The following is a 19,065-nucleotide window of genomic DNA, read 5'->3' on the forward strand; positions in this document are numbered from 1 at the left end:
GCGTTGGTTGATGCTTTTCATCGCAAGTGCCCACACAGATTGCTTGGCTTGATAAATTGTTAAAGAACGTTGCTTCTGCTCGAAGCGAGGTGCGCATTCTACACGCCCCATTTTTTCTGTCAACCGCTTTCGGAAAGTTTTTTGTTTTCCTATGCTTCTGGTTGCCATCTGGGCTTGTTATTAGAAAGTTAACAACTCTTTATGAGGCGTTACCTTCACTTTTAGTGAGAAACTGTTGTTTTCACAACTTTACACTTCATCACTTACCCATATTTCGTTGGCTCAGCACTTTAAGTGCTTGTCGTATCTGCCGTCGAAGTGGGGCGAATTATAGAGATGTAACGGAATGCAGCAAGTACTTTTTACATGTTTTTCAGGTTTTTTTGTTCAAGCGCAGAAAAATCATTCAAGTTGACGTAAGATCACACAGTATTGGTCTAGTTTATAAGCACCCAATAAAGCTAGTCATAGAATGACTTGGTGTTCGGGTTCTGCGAAAGAGGTAATTATGACTGCAAGTAAATCGATAGGGCGTCCATATAAAGGGCAATATCCCCAATTGGGCGCACGCTGTTACATAGACGCATCAGCCGTGATCGTGGGTGATATCAAGATTGGCGACGATAGCAGCATTTGGCCTTTGGTCGCTGCCCGCGGTGATGTGAACTATATTCGTATTGGGGCTCGCACGAATATTCAAGATGGTTCCGTACTCCATGTGACCCGTACCGGACCTGATGACCCCCACGGCTACCCGCTGTTGATTGGTGATGATGTGACTGTGGGCCATCATTGCATGTTACACGGCTGTATCGTGGGCAATCGCATATTAGTGGGAATGTCGGCGGTAGTGATGGATGGAGCTGTGATAGAAGACGATGTGATCATTGGTGCCGGTTCTTTAGTACCGCCAGGCAAGCGCTTAGAGAGCGGACATCTGTATGTGGGCAGTCCCGTCAAAAAAGCACGACCGTTGTCTGACGAAGAGCGTGCCTTCTTACAAAAGTCGGCGGCGAATTATGTGTACCTAAAGAACGAATACTTGAAGGAAACCCAAGGTTAGTTTGCAATCCTCGTGTTGATAGTCGGGTTCGACTATCAACGCTGACCGCCTTGATTAATGGAAATCCCTCGACTTAATCTTGGCGACCGGCAAGCGGGCGCTTAAGTCTTTCATATCGCCCGCGATCACATGAATCACATCACCTTCCATTTCTAATACGCCTTTTACCCGAAGCAAACGAGCCTTAAGCCATTCTCGCCGCTGTTGTTTCGCCAAATCTTGCCACAGCACCACGTTAATAGTCCCGGTATCATCTTCTAGTGTCATAAAGGTTACGCCCGAGGCCGTACCTGGCCGTTGTCGATTGGTCACTAATCCCATCACTGTAACTAGTTGACCATGCCGCAATTGCCCCAGCTCAATCGCTTTACGATGGTGGGGCAGTACACCTTGTTCATCCAGTAATGCCACCGGATGTCGACCGAGCGTTAACCCAAGGCTTGCGAAGTCTTCGCTCATATCTGCAATTTCATGGGGTGCATCCAGCGTGTAATCACCACTGAAGTTCTCTGTCACGGCCAACAACGACAGTTGGTCAGTGGGTTTCTTCACGTCGAGCTTGGTCATATCCCAGCGAGTTTGATAGCGATGTCCGGCCAAGCTGGAAAATGCATTCGCACTCGCAAGCTGCTCTTTCGCTCTTACCGATAATACGACCGATTCTGAGCGCTTTTCGAAGTCGTCCATATTTTGAAAGCCTGTTGTAGGCCGTAGGTTAAGTACGTTTTCTATTTCTTGCTTTTGTAAGCCTTTGACTAATCGAAAGCCCAGCCGAATGGCTGGTTCCCCATCCCGGGCAACCAAATGATGATCCCAGCCGCTGCTATTTATGCACACGGGCAACACCTCAATCTGGTGGTGACGCGCATCTTGAATCAGTTGAGAGGGCGAATAAAACCCCATGGGATGACTATTTAACAAGCCCACATAAAAAGCGGCGGGGCAGTGAAACTTTAACCATGCGGATGCATACGCAAGGTTGGCAAAACTGGCCGCATGGGACTCAGGAAAACCATATTCACCAAAACCGCAAATCTGAGCAAACAGGCGCTCGGCAAAGTCGCGACTATAGCCGCGGCCCAACATGCCCTGAATCAGTTTTTCTTCAAATGCCATCACTTTGCCTTTGCTGCGCCAACTGGCCATAGCCCGGCGCAGTGCATCCGCTTCTCCGCCGGTAAATCCCGCGGCCACCATCGCCAACTTAATCACTTGCTCTTGGAAAATAGGTACACCTAGCGTTCGTTCAAGCACTTGCTGTACTGCCGGCCCTGGATAGTCCACCGGCTCTTTGCCTTCACGTCGACGCAAATACGGATGCACCATATCGCCTTGAATCGGACCGGGGCGGACGATAGCAATTTGAATCACGAGATCATAAAAACAGCGCGGCTTTAAGCGCGGGAGCATATTCATTTGCGCCCGCGACTCAATTTGAAACACGCCCACGGAATCTGCTTTTTGCAACATGCGATAGACCCCATGATCGTCTTGCGGGATACTCGCGAGGGTATGGTTCATGTGGTAAAAATCGGGGAGGAGGGCCAAGGTTTTACGAATAGCGGTTAGCATGCCTAACCCCAGCACATCCACTTTCAACAAGCACAAGGCTTCAATGTCGTCTTTATCCCACTGAATAACCGTACGCTCCGGCATGGCGGCGTTCTCAACTGGAACCAGATCCGATAGCGAACCTGCGGCAATCACAAAACCACCTACATGCTGAGATAGGTGGCGCGGAAAGCGCAAAATGTCTTGGGTTAACCTAAGAAGGTGTACGCCTTGAGGGTGATTCATAATACCCATGCAACGTAACTGCTCATCCCAACCTTCTTCTTGATCACGACGATCCAGCCGGTCTATCCATTGTTGAATACGCGCTTCGGGAAAACCAAGCGCCTTACCAACGTCTTTTAACGCACTGCGTATGCGATAGGTAATCACCGTTGCCGCTAATGCTGCACGATCGCGCCCATATTTGCGATAAATATACTGGATGACTTCTTCTCGACGCTCATGTTCAAAGTCCACGTCGATATCCGGTGGCTCATTCCGCTCCCGAGAAATAAATCGCTCAAAGAGCAAATCTGATTGCGCTGGGTTTACTGCGGTAATACCCAGGCAATAACACAGTACAGAGTTTGCAGCTGAGCCGCGACCTTGATGCAGGATTCCCTGTTGTCGGGCAAACACAACCAAATCGTGGATAGTCAGAAAAAAATGAGCGTAATCGAGCTCTTCAACAAGCGCTAATTCCATTTCAAGCTGTTGCCGAATCTTCTCTGGCGCGCCTTGTGGATAGCGCCACCGCAAACCTTGCTGGCTTAACTGTTGCAGATAATGATTTGCGGTGAAGCCTTGCGGCACCACTTCCGCCGGATATTCATAACGCAGGGTGCCCAAATCAAATCGACACTGATCGCATATAGTGGCACTGGCCTGCCGCCAGGCTTCTGGGAATACCTGATTAAGCGCATCAAGCTCCCGTAAGCGCACTTCGGCATTCGGTAAGCGTTGGCTACCGAGTTGCGCCACCGTAGTGTGCTCTCGAATGGCATGCATCACATGCAGTAACGGCAACCGCGCTTCGTGATGGATAAGTGCGCCACCTACGGCAACCACTGGCCAATTCCATTGCTCACTACAGGCTTTAATCCAACGTGTATGAGCGCGATCATCGGTGCGCAAATAGCGGTGATACATTAACCAGTGGCGACCCATAAAAGCGGTTTTTAGATTGTCTTGCAGTTCCGCAACCCCTTCGGCTGCCTGTGCTTCTGGCCGCCACAATAAAATGCATTCAGATAGCGACTGTTCCAGCAGCCAGTGTCCATGAAACTGATAGCTTCCCTTCTCTGCGGCGCGCCGGCAACGACTGATCAACTGACTTAACTGAGCGTAACCCGCCCGATTTTTTGCGAGCAGCACAAACAGTCCATACTCACTACAGTGAAATTCGCTACCACTGATTAAATTCAGGGGGGTCTCTTTTGCCGCTAACCAAGCTTTTACTAAACCGGCAACCGAGCATTCGTCAGTAATCGCGAGCCCCTGATAACCTAAAGCGATCGCTGTATTCACCAACTCCTCAGGCGAAGAAGCTCCCCGTTGAAAGCTGTAATGGCTCAAACAATGCAGCTCTGCGTAAGACATTAGCTAAACCACCCATGCTGCCACCAGCACCCGTGTTGATGTTCGTAGAATAGCCAGCCAGGCTGGCCATCTCGATGACGCGCTTTCCAGTAATCGCGATCACATATCTGGTCACCGTCTTGTGACCACCAAGGCAAGGTGAATCGCTCTGGCCCTTGCAGCAACACCCAATGCTGGATTTGCACCGGCCGTGGTTCGGGTAATAACCACAAGGGACGATCCTGCACATAAGCCTGACCCAAGGGCTGGCCCGCAAGAACTTTGCGCCACGCATGTTCCGGCAACCAATCTGCATGATTTTGTACACCCCACACGCGCTGCTGGCCTAGGCGTAATTGCAATTCATTGAGTAACCGGGGCAACGATTTTTTATGCTGCCGAGGCCCCTGTAATAAATCCCCATGGTCTCCATGGCGTGGCTGCAACTGCCGCGCCTGCAAACTCAACTCCAATACGGGCGCCTCGAGCGCACAGTTTTCCATTTTTAACTGGCAAAACTGGGCCAATTCTTGCGCCACATAGCTTCCGTGAGCAAACCCGAGTGTGATGTCTGTTGGCTCATCATCACGATGATAGAGTGTAATAAGTAGTTGTCGGGTTTCCTGCTGGCGACTCTCTAAAAAATGCTCTAAGTCTTGCAGTAATCGATTCAGAGGAAAACGCAACGCTTGCCAACTGTTCGCTTCTGCGGTGAGTTCTAAACGCTGATAAAACCATACGGGCGGACGGAAGAAGTGTAGGGACTCTCTCTGTTCACCTTGAATTCGCGCCAGCAATACCACTAACTCCTTGCCTAAACGGCGGCCCGCCAATGCTCGTGGAATCGCCTGCAACGCACCGAGAGTATGTAATCCCATGCGTTGTAACTTTTCCTGCAATGGCAACGGGCAGGGCAAGTAGCCAATCGGAATATCCGCCACTGTGCTCACCTGTGATTGCGCGATCATTTTGGCTTGCAGTGGAGTTGCGCCAACGCCTGATTGATAGCGCAGTTCCCACGGAGCCAACTGTTGCTGAAGTTGTAACTTATTTTGTTGTGGCTCGGGATAGAGCTTTTGCATAGGCGCTAAATCAAGCCAAAGCCCTGATGGGGGATCTAAACTGATGACCGCAAACACCTGATATAAATCCGTAGCGACTTGTTGCAGCAAATGGCGTTGTCGCGCTTCTCGCCAACGGAAAGTGCCCAGGGTGTCGGCCAAAAGCCAAGCATCGGATAAGGGATAGCCCGGTTGAATGCCTACAGTTTCTGCCGCAGGATTGGTTTGCATCACGCGTTGTTCTTGCTCATGAAAAAGCACTACGGGTCGCTCTTTAAGCTCCGGTTGCAGTACTTGCATCCGATCCAACAACAGCGTTGGAAATTGAAGGTACATCCACATCAAACACCTCAATTTCAGCCGTGCGGCCACCGGGGTAAGGCTCGCCGCGGTAAACGCACCGGCCAACCACCATGACGTTTAAGAATCTGCCACTGCACCTGACCTTGCTCATGATGGATACGGAGCCGAGTACCATAGCTGCGCGCTTCTTCTGGTTGCCAATCCGTGATCACAAACACATACGCATCGCTGTCGCTTGCTGCCAAATGAAGCCGTCGTGTGGCGGTGGCTGATAATTTTTTTGCCCACAACAACAACACGCCGGCTTGCCCGCTATATAAAATGGTTTCTGCCGCCCAAAGGGCATCACTCTCATCATTCGGAGTGAGCACAATATGCCGAGATTCAGCACCAGTACTTGCCAGTGCCGGGGCATTTGGAATGGCAGGTGGGGCTACCCAAAAAACGGAGAGACCGCGGGCAACTGCGTTGTTGATGGCCGGTGCCAACAATGGCATTTCACCACTAAAACGTTGCTGCACTTGCAGTTCATGAATGCGACTGCGCACCCAGCCACCGCCTAATGCTTGATCCAATAATGGATCTGCCGCAGACACCCATGCCAACTCTTGAACATGGCTCTGCCGCCCTTGCCATAAGGCACCACGATCCATTAACTGCTGCAAAAATGGCTGCATACCAACTCTCGAGTACTGTACGTATATACAGTATATTCTAGAGAAATTTTCATCGTTTGCAAGGGGATCGCTATCGTTATCGGTAACTTCAGGTATCATTGAGGAATAATAATAAAACCACGGAGAACGCCACCGCATGTTTCGATTCCTTCCAGCGCCTCTGCGTACTCTCATTAATTTCTTGTGGGGTGCCCTCGCGACCCTCGTGGTTGGTTTAACCATTATTTTTCTCGGCTTATTTAAATTCTTTATTCCGATTCCTCCTTTCCAGCGCTTTGTTTCGCGCCTTGCGAATGGCATGTTTCGCGGTTGGGCTTATGCGGTATCTTGGATGTTCAAGATTAGTTATCCCGTGGAGTGGGTCATTGAAGGCGATGTGCCCGACGATCGGAATGGCTGGTTTATGATCTTGTGTAATCATAAAAGCTGGGTGGATATCCCCGCCTTGATGCACCTTTCACGCAAACACTTACCTATGCCTCGCTTCTTTCTGAAACAAGAGCTGCTTTGGGTACCGGTGATCGGTATGGGTTGCTGGGTACTCGATATGCCATTTATGAAACGCTACAGCAAAGAGCAAATTGCAAAAAATCCTGAGCTGAAAGGCAAAGACATCGAAACCACGCGTATAAAGTGTGAAAAGTTTCGCCATATTCCTACCACGGTGATTAATTTCTGTGAGGGCACCCGCTTTACACCAGAAAAGCATGCAGCTAAGCAGAGTCCTTTTACTCATTTATTACCCCCAAAAGCCGGAGGTACTTCCTTTACCTTACAAGCCATGGGCCAGCAATTTCAGGAAATCCTAGACATCACCTTGGTATATCCTGAACGCAACACCAACAAGCCCATCGTGTTGGATTTGTTGGCAGGCCGACTCACCAAAATCTACGTGTACATCGATCGCATTCCCGTTACCGATGATTTACGCGGGGATTACTTTAATGACCCCGCGTTCCGAGACCATTTTCAAAATTGGCTGAATCAACGCTGGGAATTAAAAGATCAGCGGATTAAAGAAGTGTATCAGCGCGAGCACCGCTAAATCTCAATGTGACTGTGTGAAGATTTGGTATAGGTGCGTGTGCCCCATGCAACAGAGTGCTAAAGTTTCTGCCGTTCAAGCATCATCGCTATCATGAAAAATAGAGACTCGTACCATGCGCCACGCCATCTATCTTTTGTTGCTCACCATCAGCATCGCAATTACTACTGGCTGCTCTAGTGTGCCGAAACAATCATCACCGGAACTCGTCGGTTATACGGAAACCGGTGTTGCTTCATACTACGCCATGAAATATCAATTTCGCCAAACCGCCAGTGGTGAACGATTTAACCAATACGCCCATACCGCCGCACACAAAACACTCCCTTTCGGAACGAAAGTGCGGGTCACGAACCTAGCAAATAACAAGAATGTTACCGTGAAAATAAATGATCGCGGACCATTTATTGAAGGCCGCATTATTGACTTGAGCCGGGCATCTTTTGGCCAGATTGGGAATTTAGAGTCTGGGATTATTCAGGTGAAAATAGAGGTGATTAAATAGCAAAGGGCCACTTACGCAGCCCTTTACTTCGTTATCCGACTACAAGTCTCTCCGTTATTCGGTAGAGGGGTTATCCATATCACGCTGGTTCAAATCGGTAATCACATGCCGCAGTTCACGCACATCTAAACCACTAGGATGTTGATACACACGCAAGCCAAACTCCGGCAAAATGGAGAGCAAGTGATCGAAAATATCCGATTGGATACCTTCGTATTCCGCCCAAGCCACCGTATTGGTAAAACCATACACCTGCAGCGGTAACCCATCCGGCGTGGGTGATAATTGGCGAACCATCATAGTCATTTCCTGATGAATGCCTTTGTGGTTCTTTAAGTAGTTCAACACATAAGCGCGGAAGGTACCGAGATTGGTAATACGGCGTGTATTGATCGCAACGTGGCCGTCGTCTTCCAGCGCTTTATTCCACTCATCAATTTCTTTTTGTTTGTTTTCGAGATAATCCCGCAACAACCGAAACCCGCGTAAACGCTTTTTCTCTTCATCCGTTAGAAAGCCAATGCTTTGCTGATCGAGCAAAATATTACGCATAATGCGCCGACCACCCGACTCTTGCATACCACGCCAGTTCTTAAACGAATCGGTAATAAACTTGCGGGTCGGGATCGTGGTAATGGTCTTATCCCAGTTCTGTATTTTTATCGTGTGCAATGCAATATCAATCACGTCGCCATCCGCATTGAGCGACGGCATCTCGACCCAATCACCCACGCGCACAATATCATTCGAGGATATTTGCATACTGGCAACCAACGACAGCAACGTATCTTGGAATACCAGCATCAATACTGCGGCCATGGCGCCTAAACCAGATAACAAAATCACTGGGGAGCGATCGATCAAGGTCGCGATAATTAATATGGCTGCGACCACATACACAATGATTTTGAGAACTTGGATATAGCCCTTAATCGGTTTGAGGTGGGAGCCGGGACGCTTCTCATAAATGATATTAATCACCGACAGCGCGCCATTAATGGCGAGCGCAACGGTAAGCACCACAAAGGCATTCGCCACATTCTGAATAATCGAAATCAGGACGTCAGGAAGCTGAGGTACATAGGTGATACCCACAGAAATAATCAACGCCGGGATCACATTCGAAAGGCGAGCAATGACAGTGTTATTTGAAAGGGTTTCATCGCGCCCAAGAGGAGACGCCATCAACGCCCTCATTAAGCCACGAACCAGCAGGCGCTTAACCACCGCGTTTCCGAACCAGGCCACAATAATCAGCACGAAGAGTCCTGCTGCCATATGCAGATCAGGGTGCTTCTCCAACCAGTTGATTGAGCCCTGGAGGGTTTCGATCATGTCATCCATTACACTGCCTTCCGGTTGTGGCGTCATCAGTTTAGTCTTTGCTCATTAAGTAACGGGCTAAATCCATATAGTCATTGAAAAAGTTCGCTGAGTTTTGAAACCCTTGTGGATTCATTTGATACTTACGATTCACGATATACGTAGGCGTTGCACGCACATTAAAGTTATCTTGTGCGGTGCGCATCCGGTTGGTTAAGCTGCGTACTTGCATACTGTTCCATGCTCGATCAAAACGCTCTTCATCAACACCTAACTCTGCAAACACGCCTTTGGCATCACTCACCGAGTTTACCCAGCTATTGCGCACGAAATGGCGTTGAAAAACACGCTCGGCAAATTCTTCATTCACACCCAGCACCATCGCTGTCGCCCAAATTTGCATGATATTTTCACGCATGGCGTTATTCGGTACCACGATGTTCACATGATACTTACGAAACGCGTCGCCAAATTCATCTTTAAGCGAGTCGCTAAAGCTAGCAAACTGATAGCAAGCGTTACAATATAATGAGAAGAAATCGATAATTTCTGGGTTCCGGCTCTTTTGATCACTAATTACATTATAGTGAACACCCTCTTGGAAACGCTCAGACGACGCTTGCGTGGCGCTTGCCACAAAGAGCAGCACAACGGCCATGGCGGTTACTACGAGTTTTTGCATCATGTATTTCCTGTTGTTTTCGAGTCGCGTACGGCTCATTATGCCGCTAGTTGAAACCCGGCTGCAAGCGCAGAGGGGGTTCATCCAGGGCAGACAATTGTTCTTTCAAAGCTAAGATTTGTTGTTCCCAATAACGGGGCTCTGCAAACCAGCTAAAATTATGGGGAAACGCAGGGTCTTCCCAACGCCGCGCTAACCAAGCCATATAATGAATGATACGCAAAGCGCGTAAAGGTTCAATCAAGTGCAGCTCGCGTGGGTTAAACTCCATAAATTCTTCATAACCCTCGAGCAAGGTTTCTAGCTGAATTTGCTGCTGTAATCGGTCTCCCGATAACATCATCCACAAATCTTGAATCGCCGGACCTTGTCGACAATCATCGAAATCCACCAAGGTGAGACCCTCAGGCCGCCACAATAGGTTGCCAATATGGCAATCGCCATGCAGTCGAACGTGAGTATAAGCATCCCAGTCAATCGCTTGTACTCGAGCCACCACGGGCAACAAAATCGCTCGAAAAGCTTCGCGTAGGCTATCGGGAAGAAGTTCGCATTCAAGCAATTCTTGTGCCGCTTCATCCAAGCCCGCGCGGGTGTATAATTGTGGGCGATGGCTAAACGGACGCGCACTACCGGTGAGGTGTAAACGCCCCAAATGGCGGCCGAGATCTTCCAGTTGTTCTAATTGTTCCGGCTCCAATGCTCGCCCACCAATACTGGGGAACACTGCAAAACGAAAACCTTGCCACTCTAGCGCAGTTTTTCCTTGAATCGATAACGGACACACCACCGGAATTTCAGCCTCGGCGAGTTCGGCAGTAAACTGGTGCTCTTCAAGAATCTGCGCATCACTCCAGCGTTGCGGACGATAGAACTTCACCACATAGCGCTTTTGATCATCTGCAAGAAATTGGTAAACCCGATTTTCATAGCTATTGAGCGGTAATAATCCTGAAATCGGGTAAAAGCCGACCGACTCTACCGCATCCAGAATTAAGTCGGGTGTAACCCCTTGAAAGCTAAAGTCGCTCAATGATTGTCCTTATTGATATATAAAATTGGTGCGCACGTTGCGCTTAATACTTGCTTCATCGATCGACTGGATAGTAAACGTGATTTCTTTGATCGGCGCATCAATAAAGTACGGATCAATGGCAATGGTTACCGGCACAATCTCGGAACTTTCAGGGTCAAGTAGCAACTCTTGAGGCCCATACCATTGCATGTCTTCCACCCCGTCCACGCTAAATGTATAACGCTGTGCTTGCTGAGATTTATTAATCACCCGCAGAGTGTAGACGTTTTCAATCCAACCTTCTTGGTTTTCACGGTAGAGTGATGCTCTATCGCGAATGACGTCAAACTCCAAAGGAACCCGAAGCACAATGTCGGCAACCAACAACAAAGTGAGCACGAGCAACGCTAGGCCATAACCCACGCTCTTAAAACGGAATACCTTAGTTTCACCGCCTTCTAACCGACGCTGTGTCGTAAAGCTAATTAGTTTTTTCGGATAGCCCATTTTATCCATCACGCTATCACAGGCATCAATACAGGCACCGCAGTTAATGCACTCGTATTGCAAACCATTGCGAATATCGATCCCAGTCGGGCACACCTGAACACAGAGGTTACAGTCGATACAATCCCCGAGCCCTTGCGTCCGCGGGTCACTCTTACGCTTGCGTGGGCCACGCGGCTCACCTCGAGCTTCATCATAGGCCACGATGTAAGTGTCTTTATCGAACATAGCTGCTTGGAAGCGCGCATAAGGGCACATGTGAGTACACATAACTTCGCGCATCCAACCGGCGTTGCCGTAAGTCGCAAAGGTAAAAAACAACACACTACCGAAGGCCCATGCACTGGCTTCAAATACGAAAAAGTTCTGGAAGAGGGCGCGAATATCGGTGAAGTAGCCCACAAAGGTCATGGCGGTGAGCCAGGCAATAATAATCCACACGCCATGCTTGGCAAATTTGCGCACAAATTTATCCGCATCCATGGCTCGCTCATCGAGCTTCATGCGTTGATGACGACTGCCCTCAATCTTGCGTTCAAACCACATAAAAATAAACGTCCATGTGGTTTGCGGGCAGGTAAAGCCACACCAGACCCGGCCAAACAAGGTGGTGATGAGGAACAAGGCAAACGCCGAAACCATAAAGATCCAGGCCAAAATGGTGAGATCTTGTGGCCAAAGGGTCATGCCAAAGATGCGAAAGCGTTGATCGAGGATATTGAGCAAAACGGCTTGCTCACCGTTCCAGGTTAACCAAGGAAGTACAACAAAGAGCGCCATCAGCACGAAACCGAGCACGCGTCGTGTGGTCTCCACACGCCCCTCAGCCTCACGTACATAAATGTGGTTCTTGCCTGGACCGGAACCGCTCGTTGGCTTTTTAATCTCCGGTTTTTGAATCGTGACACCCTTCTTTGGGGGTGCGTCCTGTACTTCTATCTTTTGCTCAACCACGTGTTTATCCGCCGTTCTGCATCACCAGGAATGGGCCTCATTATACGCCCATTCTGATGAAAAATCAGGGAAGCAACCGGATTAGGATCAAAGTTTTGACAGATTATGAAATGCCGAGAAACACCGCAGCGAAGCCAAAATAAATCAGTACACCACTCGCATCAGCGATAGTTGTCACCAAAGGTGCGCTTGCTGTCGCCGGATCCCAGCCAACCCGTTTTAGAACAAAGGGTAACAACACGCCGATAAAACTGCCCACCAGTACTATACTCACCATACTCATCGCCACGATCGGTACGATAATGGAATCGACGCGGAAGTAGGCCACCGCGGAAATAGCCGCCGCCATGGTTACCCCAAGGCCTACCGATACCAGCATTTCTTTGCCGAGCATATAGGCCCAGTCGCTTTTTGATAAATCCCCTGTGGCTAAGCCCCGCACCACCAAGGTAGCCGCCTGAGCGCCCGTGTTACCACCCGACGCAATCAGCAACGGCAAGAAAAACAGCAGCGCGATATGGGTTTCAATGGTGGCTTCGAAGTACATCAGCCCCATACCCGAGAAAATATTGGCAAAAACCAAGAGCACGAGCCAGTTAATACGGCTTCGATAAATCAAGACCGGGCTGGCATCTTTAATACCGCCTTCCAATTTCCCAACGGTTGCTGATTTATGCATGCTCTCGGTGTCTTCTTCTTGCACAACATCCATGGCGTCATCGAAGGTGACGATGCCGAGCAATACATCGGTTTCTGACACGACCGGAATAGCCAGCAAATCATAGCGGCTGATAATACGCGCCGCTTCCGATTGGGGCATTTCGGGCTTGAGGAGCACCACATCTCGCGTCATTAAATCGTCGATGCTTTCCGTGGGTGCCGCGGTGATCAGTTCACGTAGCGATACGACGCCCTGCAAACGGTTATCTTTATCCACCACGTAGATCTGATAAATAGTTTCTTTGTCTGGGGCCGATTGCCGCAACCGCCGCACCGCATCGTCTACTTTGCTACCTGCCGGAATCATGGCGTAATCTGACGTCATAACCGAGCCCACAGTCCCTTCTTCATAGCTCGCCAAACGCAACAAATCTTCACGGTCTCGCTTTGCCAAGCGCCGCATCACTGCATCCTGCAGTTTTACATCCAGTAACGCATATAAATCGGCCCGCTCATCCGGCGACATATCCCGAAACAGCTGTGCTAGCACGGCAACTTCCATATGCGAGGCGAGCTGTTCTTGGTTTTGAGGGCGCAAGTAACCAAATACTTCCGCTTGCTGTTCCGAAGACATTTTTTCGAGCAGTGCGAGCGTGCTATACACTTCAAAATTCTGATCGATATATTCGGCAATATCCGCCGGTGGAATTTCTTCCAGTGCTGCACGTAAAGAATGCTCATCGCCTTGGGCGATCAGATCAATAAGATGCTCGTAGCCTTCGTAAGTCATGACATTTCTGCTCCTCAGTCATGCTGCGTAAAACGCTAGAGTGCGCAAATTGCATACTGCTAACATCGATGCACTGGTTTCTGCCAATGGTGAAATAGACGCAAAGACAAAACACTAGATTAAGATAGGAGTGTTGTAGCGAAGATACTCAAAAACTGCTGAATAGAAGGCTGCAACTCCACCGAGCGGTACCAAGCTCGATAAAGTCGCAGTATCACTGAATCAGAGAGACTGGGACTTTAACGGACCTGAACCGCTTGTTCGTCGTCGTGAACTGTCCAAAACGTACTCTCTCCTAGGTAATAATAACGCGATAAATTTTAGAGAAGGGTTGCTATAAAAACAACCCTTCTGCCGAAATATCAGGCACTTTAGCGAACCTCAGGAATGCTCATCGCATCTGCGTGATTCCGCTCAAACCGATCCGACATCACCGCATCGAAGTTCCCATTGGTCCGATATAGAAAAATCGCTGCAATATCATGCTCATTCGCAAACTGCAGACCGACTTCTTCCCCAAGCACCATAAACACCGTGGCTAACGCATCAATTTCCGTGGTGTTTTCGCCAATCACATGTACGCCCGCCAACCGATGTGCAATTGGACGCCCTGTCGTTGGATCGATGGTATGAGAATAGCGCACACCATCTTCTTCAAAATAATTACGGTAATCGCCTGAGCCGACCATGCCGAGGTTATATATGGGCATTATGTGGCGAATAATTTGCTGCGCATCATTCGGTGCTTCTATACCTACATGCCAGGCACGTTCTTCACTACGCATGCCATTGCCTTTCAAATCGCCACCGATGTTCACCAAGTGGTTATCAATCCCTTTTGTTAGTAAATACTCACTTACTGCATCAACCCCGTATCCTTTGGCAATACCAGAGAGGTCAATAAAAACATCTGCATGGCGCGTGACGGTTTGGTTGGCCGCATCTAAGCTCACATACCGATAGCCCACTTCTTGTAACCGCTGCTGTAAGACATCGTCATCCGGAGCTGTAGTGACACGCCCTTCTGGACCAAAGCCCCACAAGTTCACCAGCCCGCCCACGGTAAAATCAAAAGCACCGCCGGACAACTCAGCAATCTCATAGCCCAGTTCGAGCACATAGAATAGCTCTGGTGGCACAGTGACTGGCTCACCCAGGGGGGCACGATTCACCCGATTAAGAACTGAATCGTCTCGATAAGTCGACATTTGCCGATCCACTTCATTGAGCACCGTCAGCACGCCAGTTTTAATTTCGTCTTCATCAAACTCATGCTGGGTCCCTATACTTACCTGAAAGAAGGTCCCGAAAATACGACCTTCCAGAACTTTCGGCGCCGGCTCCATGCGCGGTCCGCATGCGCTTAATACGCATACGGCGAGAAGGAGTACAACAACTTGCTTTACCTTGATCATAGAACCTTTACTCACTTCAAATTTACAAGAAGAACCACAACAACAAGCCGCCTAGCACCAACCGATATATTACGAACGGTTGCATACCAATGCGCTTAATGAACGCAAGAAAATAGTGAATACAAGCATAGGTACTCAGCGCCGAAACAACAAAGCCGAGTAATAAAATATCCCACGGCATTTCGGTACCGTTACGGAAGAGGGTTACCGCCGAAAGTAAACTTGCTGCGGCAATAATCGGAATCGACAATAAAAATGAGAAGCGCGCGGCCGCTTCTCGAGACATTCCTAAGAACAAAGCCGCTGTCATGGTAATCCCCGAGCGCGAGGTACCTGGGATCAAGGCGATGGCTTGGGCAAAGCCAATGACTAACACATCTTTTAATGTGAGTGAGTATTCGTCTCGTTCACCTCGACCTTTCCAGTCTGCTAAGCCAAGCAGTAAACCAAAAGCGATCAGAGCAACCCCCATTATCACTTCACTTCGCAATAAGCCTTCCGCTGCATCTTTAAAAATCAGACCCAATACACCCGCCGGAATCGTCCCGATGATGACCCACCAGGCCAGCTTGGAGTCTTTGGTTTTTTCGCCACCACTTACTGACCCCATCCAGTCTCGGGTCATAGTGAAAATTTCTTTTCGAAAATAGAAAATTACCGCAACCAACGAGCCGGCATGCAGAATTACATCAAAATCGAGGCCTTGATAGACCTCGCCCAACCATTGCCCAGCAAGCACGAGATGGGCTTGGCTGGAAATCGGGAGAAACTCGGTGATCCCTTGCACCAAGGCAAGCCAAAAGGCGGTGATATAATCCATAATCATCTCTTCGCAACGAGAAGAGCAGCCAAGCAGGCTGCCCTCCATACAAAATCAGTGCAAAGTGTACCAGAGCCCCATAGATTAATGAATGGGTAGCCAACGCATTGCGTTGGTTCAGGGCTTGGGGGATTTTATCTGACTCGCGGCCAACGCGGTGCGTTGGGTACGCGTCGATACATTGATTGCTGCAAACCTAAATGGTAATTTCAATGTTCCATTCTACTGTCGGATAAGGAATTTCCGCGTGTCAGACGTATCAGTAACACCGCAGCGTTATCGGCTTACCGTTATTATTTATTCGCTTATATGCATTGCATTATTAATCGGAATTTACACCGGTTGGTACTCGCAATCAGACAACGAATACGCACTCACCCCCATCGCTACCGCACCTTTGCAGAACGGTGCTGAGCCGAACGTGACCCATATCACGGGCACCGAAAGCGGCGACACCCATCAGCGCGATTTATTACAACAACGTATTCAGGATTTAGAAGCGGATTTGCACGCACTGGATGCGCGTTGGAGTCGACTGTCCAGAGAAGTATCCGCATCGGATTGGACAGCACAAGAGCGGGCGGAGCGCGTACTCGAGAAAATCAATGACGAGCATTCCGAAGCGCGAGGATTCGACGCCCACTTACCGCAAATTCTAGCGCTTTTCGGATTGGGTACAGCTTTTGCAGACGCATTTCAAGCAAACCCCCATGAATGGACATTCGACGAAGAGCAAGAGCTTCTTAATAGCCTATTGGCGCTAGAGCACCTGAATAGCGAACACTTTGAATCCTTTAGTTGTTATCAGAGTATTTGTGAAGTGTCGTTGCAGCAGATCCCTTCGGATGATCAGGCTGCGATTCAGAGCTACTTTCAGTCGATTATTGCGCCGTTTCGGCACGACAACGATTTTAAAGCCACCATTTCTACCTCTCCCGAAAATGAGCAGGTTCGTATCTTTATAGGGCGGGGCAATGACTAATTCTAAAATGATTCACGCACTCTTTATTCCACTCATTCTCGCGCTCAGCGCCATGCTTTGGTTACAACACCAAAAAAGCGAACCTGCATCCGCCGGTACCGTGCACAACACTGTTCACAATCACATTGAGCGCGAGATGGCTTATGATGAAGCACTCGATGTTGGTGAAATATTAGATAGCGATGACGAGCTCGCGCTAATGGCGTCTCAGATCGCCGATTTGGAACACCAGATTGCAACCCGAAGAACAGAAATTCAAACACTTCGTTCCGAGCATGGCGCAGACGACGCGGCGGAAATGAGCGCCGTCGAACGCAGTGCCCATCAAATAAGACAGGATCTGGCGCTGCGTGACAATCCTGGCGATCGCTTTGACGCAAGTGGAACCGCTTCCCCCCAACAAACACGTCGATTAGAAGACTTTATACTCGCCCACGAACAACTGCGGACACTTGAGATCGATGCTATCGAATGCACGGGGGCAAGTTGCAAAATCACACTGGCTGAGAACACCGAGCTTGCTGGTCGTCAACTTATGAAGCTGCATCGCGCTTTAATTGAAGACGCTGGCTACCAAAGCGGCATCGATCAACCGGAAACACACTTAATCCAACGCGACAAGCAACAATCCATTTTGGTGTTCTGGTAATCTTCGCTTGCCAACGCGGTGCGTTGGGTACCACGTCTCAATGATAACGCAGCTATCGAAGCTTTCTGGCAAGCCACAAAAAAAAAGCCCGCCATGGGGAATGACGGGCCAACACGGTCTTTTAGGGGAAAACCGTGGTTTTGCCCCAGGGGGAAACATTCGTGGAGAGAGTAACCCCCTGAGATTGCAAAATTATGACAATGCGCGCGCTGTTTTTGCCGCGTTCAAAACGGCCGCTAAGCGAATTGACGTTTGAATTGCTTGTGCGCTCACACCATGCTTTACGAGCACACCTACGTGTGAATCGATACACATGCCGCAGCCGTTCAGGGCTGATACCGCAAGTGAAAACAGTTCGAAATCTGTTTTATCCACTCCTGGATTCGCCATGCCATTCATGCGCAAGCCTGCGGGCATTTTTGCGAATTGTTTGTCGCTGCTCAGATGCACAAAGCGATAATAGATGTTGTTCATGGCCATGAGCGTGGCGGCAAGCTTGGCAGCGGAAAACACATTGGCTTCCACTTTACCTTCCGCTTCGGCTTCGACAGCGGCAATCAATTCGTTGTCGTTTAGCGAGTACACCAACGACAGCGCAGTTCCATAAAATTGATCCGCAGTTAAACCCGATGTATCTACGTTTCCGAAAAGGTTCGATAAGTTCAGCTTAGTATCTTTACCGTGATCACCCAGACGCTGTTTGTAATCTGCTATGGTCATATTGCCTCCGTACCTCTAATCTCGAGAAGGTGCGTGGGCGCAGAGCGCCCACGCTCGCAATGCTTACGCTGCGTTTAAGGTTTCGCCGCCAACAGGACGGTTACACGGGCACAACTCATCCGTTTGCAAACCGTCGAGGATGCGTAATACTTCGGCGGGGTTACGACCAACGTTCAATGCATTCACAGACACGTGCTGAATCACGTTGTGTGGGTCTACGATGAAGGTGGCACGCAGGGCAACATTTTCTGCCTTATCGCGAACACCTAAACCATCAACGAGATCACCAGCGGTGTCAGCAAAAGAGTACTGGTTCAGGCTCTTCATGTCTGGATGCTCTCGGCGCCAAGCCAGTTTTACGAATTCGTTATCGGTGCTGCCACCAAGAACCACTGCGTCGCGGTCGGCAAACTCTTCGTTCAGCTTTGCAAACTCAACGATTTCGGTAGGGCACACGAAGGTGAAATCTTTTGGATAGAAGAAAATTACTTTCCACTTCCCTGCAAAGCTATCCTGCGTGATAGTTTCAAAAGCGCTCTCACCATTTTCTTCAGGCATGTTAAAACCTGGTTTAGCGGCGACTACAGAAAACTCGGGCAACGTATCACCAATTGTTAACATATTGTAATTTCTCCAAAAATTAATGGTTGTGGTTAATCTCGGAGAGCATGGTACGGATGCGGGGCTATTGATTAAAGCGAATAAAAGCTATTATTATAATCGAATTATCTAATTAGACCCGGCGGTGTCATCCGCGGCAAC

Annotated in this window: 17 protein-coding genes; 5 read left to right on the forward strand and 12 right to left on the reverse strand. The window is 49.1% G+C overall.

Annotated elements, in window-relative coordinates; translation table 11 throughout:
* The first annotated feature begins 508 nt into the window (after positions 1-508).
* Entirely contained in the window at positions 509-1,063 is a 555-nt protein-coding gene (locus FM042_RS06595; protein ID WP_143235636.1) for a gamma carbonic anhydrase family protein, read from the forward strand.
* 54 nt (positions 1,064-1,117) lie between these two features.
* Here FM042_RS06595 and FM042_RS06600 read toward each other — a convergent pair whose 3' ends face one another.
* From FM042_RS06600 to FM042_RS06610, 3 genes are read right to left on the reverse strand one after another with little or no spacing between them, the layout of a single operon-like run.
* A complete protein-coding gene (locus FM042_RS06600) occupies positions 1,118-4,216 on the reverse strand; it encodes an error-prone DNA polymerase (protein ID WP_143235637.1) in 3,099 nt (1,032 codons plus the stop codon).
* Positions 4,216-5,592, reverse strand: coding sequence for a Y-family DNA polymerase (locus tag FM042_RS06605; RefSeq protein WP_185960729.1), 1,377 nt, complete (start codon positions 5,590-5,592; stop codon positions 4,216-4,218). The genes FM042_RS06600 and FM042_RS06605 overlap by 1 nt, the downstream gene beginning before the upstream one ends.
* Positions 5,593-5,612: 20 nt before the next feature.
* Positions 5,613-6,236 carry a hypothetical protein gene (locus FM042_RS06610; RefSeq protein ID WP_143235639.1) on the reverse strand — a complete coding sequence of 208 codons (624 nt, stop codon included), beginning with the start codon at positions 6,234-6,236 and terminating at the stop codon, positions 5,613-5,615.
* Positions 6,237-6,372: 136 nt separating this feature from the next.
* Between FM042_RS06610 and FM042_RS06615 the strand changes: the two genes are divergently transcribed.
* The gene (locus tag FM042_RS06615; RefSeq protein WP_143235640.1) at positions 6,373-7,281 is read left to right on the forward strand and encodes an acyltransferase; all 909 of its coding nucleotides are present in this window, start codon (positions 6,373-6,375) and stop codon (positions 7,279-7,281) included.
* Between the two features lie 115 nt (positions 7,282-7,396).
* Positions 7,397-7,786: a septal ring lytic transglycosylase RlpA family protein gene (locus FM042_RS06620; protein WP_143235641.1), complete on the forward strand. Its 390-nt coding sequence runs from the start codon at positions 7,397-7,399 to the stop codon at positions 7,784-7,786.
* Positions 7,787-7,840: 54 nt separating this feature from the next.
* On the opposite strand, the gene FM042_RS06625 is transcribed toward FM042_RS06620, so the two are convergent.
* The 7 genes from FM042_RS06625 to FM042_RS06655 form a co-directional block, all read right to left on the reverse strand.
* On the reverse strand, positions 7,841-9,157 hold the full coding sequence (locus tag FM042_RS06625) for a mechanosensitive ion channel family protein (RefSeq protein WP_232366393.1): 1,317 nt from the start codon (positions 9,155-9,157) through the stop codon (positions 7,841-7,843).
* Positions 9,158-9,161: 4 nt separating this feature from the next.
* Positions 9,162-9,794 (reverse strand): thiol:disulfide interchange protein DsbA/DsbL, encoded by a 633-nt coding sequence (locus tag FM042_RS06630; protein ID WP_185960730.1) that lies wholly within the window; start codon positions 9,792-9,794, stop codon positions 9,162-9,164.
* Positions 9,795-9,837: 43 nt separating this feature from the next.
* A complete protein-coding gene (locus FM042_RS06635; RefSeq protein WP_143235643.1) occupies positions 9,838-10,824 on the reverse strand; it encodes a serine/threonine protein kinase in 987 nt (328 codons plus the stop codon).
* A gap of 9 nt (positions 10,825-10,833) precedes the next feature.
* The gene (ccoG, locus tag FM042_RS06640; RefSeq protein ID WP_408608851.1) at positions 10,834-12,267 is read right to left on the reverse strand and encodes a cytochrome c oxidase accessory protein CcoG; all 1,434 of its coding nucleotides are present in this window, start codon (positions 12,265-12,267) and stop codon (positions 10,834-10,836) included.
* Positions 12,268-12,370: 103 nt separating this feature from the next.
* A complete protein-coding gene (mgtE, locus tag FM042_RS06645; RefSeq protein ID WP_143235644.1) occupies positions 12,371-13,717 on the reverse strand; it encodes a magnesium transporter in 1,347 nt (448 codons plus the stop codon).
* Positions 13,718-14,088: 371 nt separating this feature from the next.
* Positions 14,089-15,132, reverse strand: a complete 1,044-nt coding sequence (locus FM042_RS06650) for an FAD:protein FMN transferase (protein WP_143235645.1) — start codon at positions 15,130-15,132, stop codon at positions 14,089-14,091.
* Between the two features lie 22 nt (positions 15,133-15,154).
* Positions 15,155-15,952 carry an undecaprenyl-diphosphate phosphatase gene (locus FM042_RS06655; protein ID WP_143235646.1) on the reverse strand — a complete coding sequence of 266 codons (798 nt, stop codon included), beginning with the start codon at positions 15,950-15,952 and terminating at the stop codon, positions 15,155-15,157.
* A 247-nt stretch (positions 15,953-16,199) separates the two neighbouring features.
* On the opposite strand from FM042_RS06655, the gene FM042_RS06660 reads away from it, so the two are divergent.
* Positions 16,200-16,934, forward strand: coding sequence for a hypothetical protein (locus tag FM042_RS06660; protein ID WP_143235647.1), 735 nt, complete (start codon positions 16,200-16,202; stop codon positions 16,932-16,934).
* Positions 16,927-17,583: a hypothetical protein gene (locus FM042_RS06665; RefSeq protein WP_143235648.1), complete on the forward strand. Its 657-nt coding sequence runs from the start codon at positions 16,927-16,929 to the stop codon at positions 17,581-17,583. Before FM042_RS06660 ends, FM042_RS06665 begins: the two co-directional genes overlap by 8 nt.
* Positions 17,584-17,775: 192 nt before the next feature.
* Here FM042_RS06665 and FM042_RS06670 read toward each other — a convergent pair whose 3' ends face one another.
* Both FM042_RS06670 and FM042_RS06675 read right to left on the reverse strand, forming a co-directional pair.
* A complete protein-coding gene (locus FM042_RS06670) occupies positions 17,776-18,303 on the reverse strand; it encodes a carboxymuconolactone decarboxylase family protein (RefSeq protein ID WP_143235649.1) in 528 nt (175 codons plus the stop codon).
* A gap of 63 nt (positions 18,304-18,366) precedes the next feature.
* A complete protein-coding gene (locus FM042_RS06675; RefSeq protein WP_143235650.1) occupies positions 18,367-18,924 on the reverse strand; it encodes a peroxiredoxin in 558 nt (185 codons plus the stop codon).
* Positions 18,925-19,065: the final 141 nt, after the last annotated feature.

The sequence above is a fragment of the Aliidiomarina halalkaliphila genome (genome assembly GCF_007096385.1).
GTDB lineage: Bacteria > Pseudomonadota > Gammaproteobacteria > Enterobacterales > Alteromonadaceae > Aliidiomarina > Aliidiomarina halalkaliphila.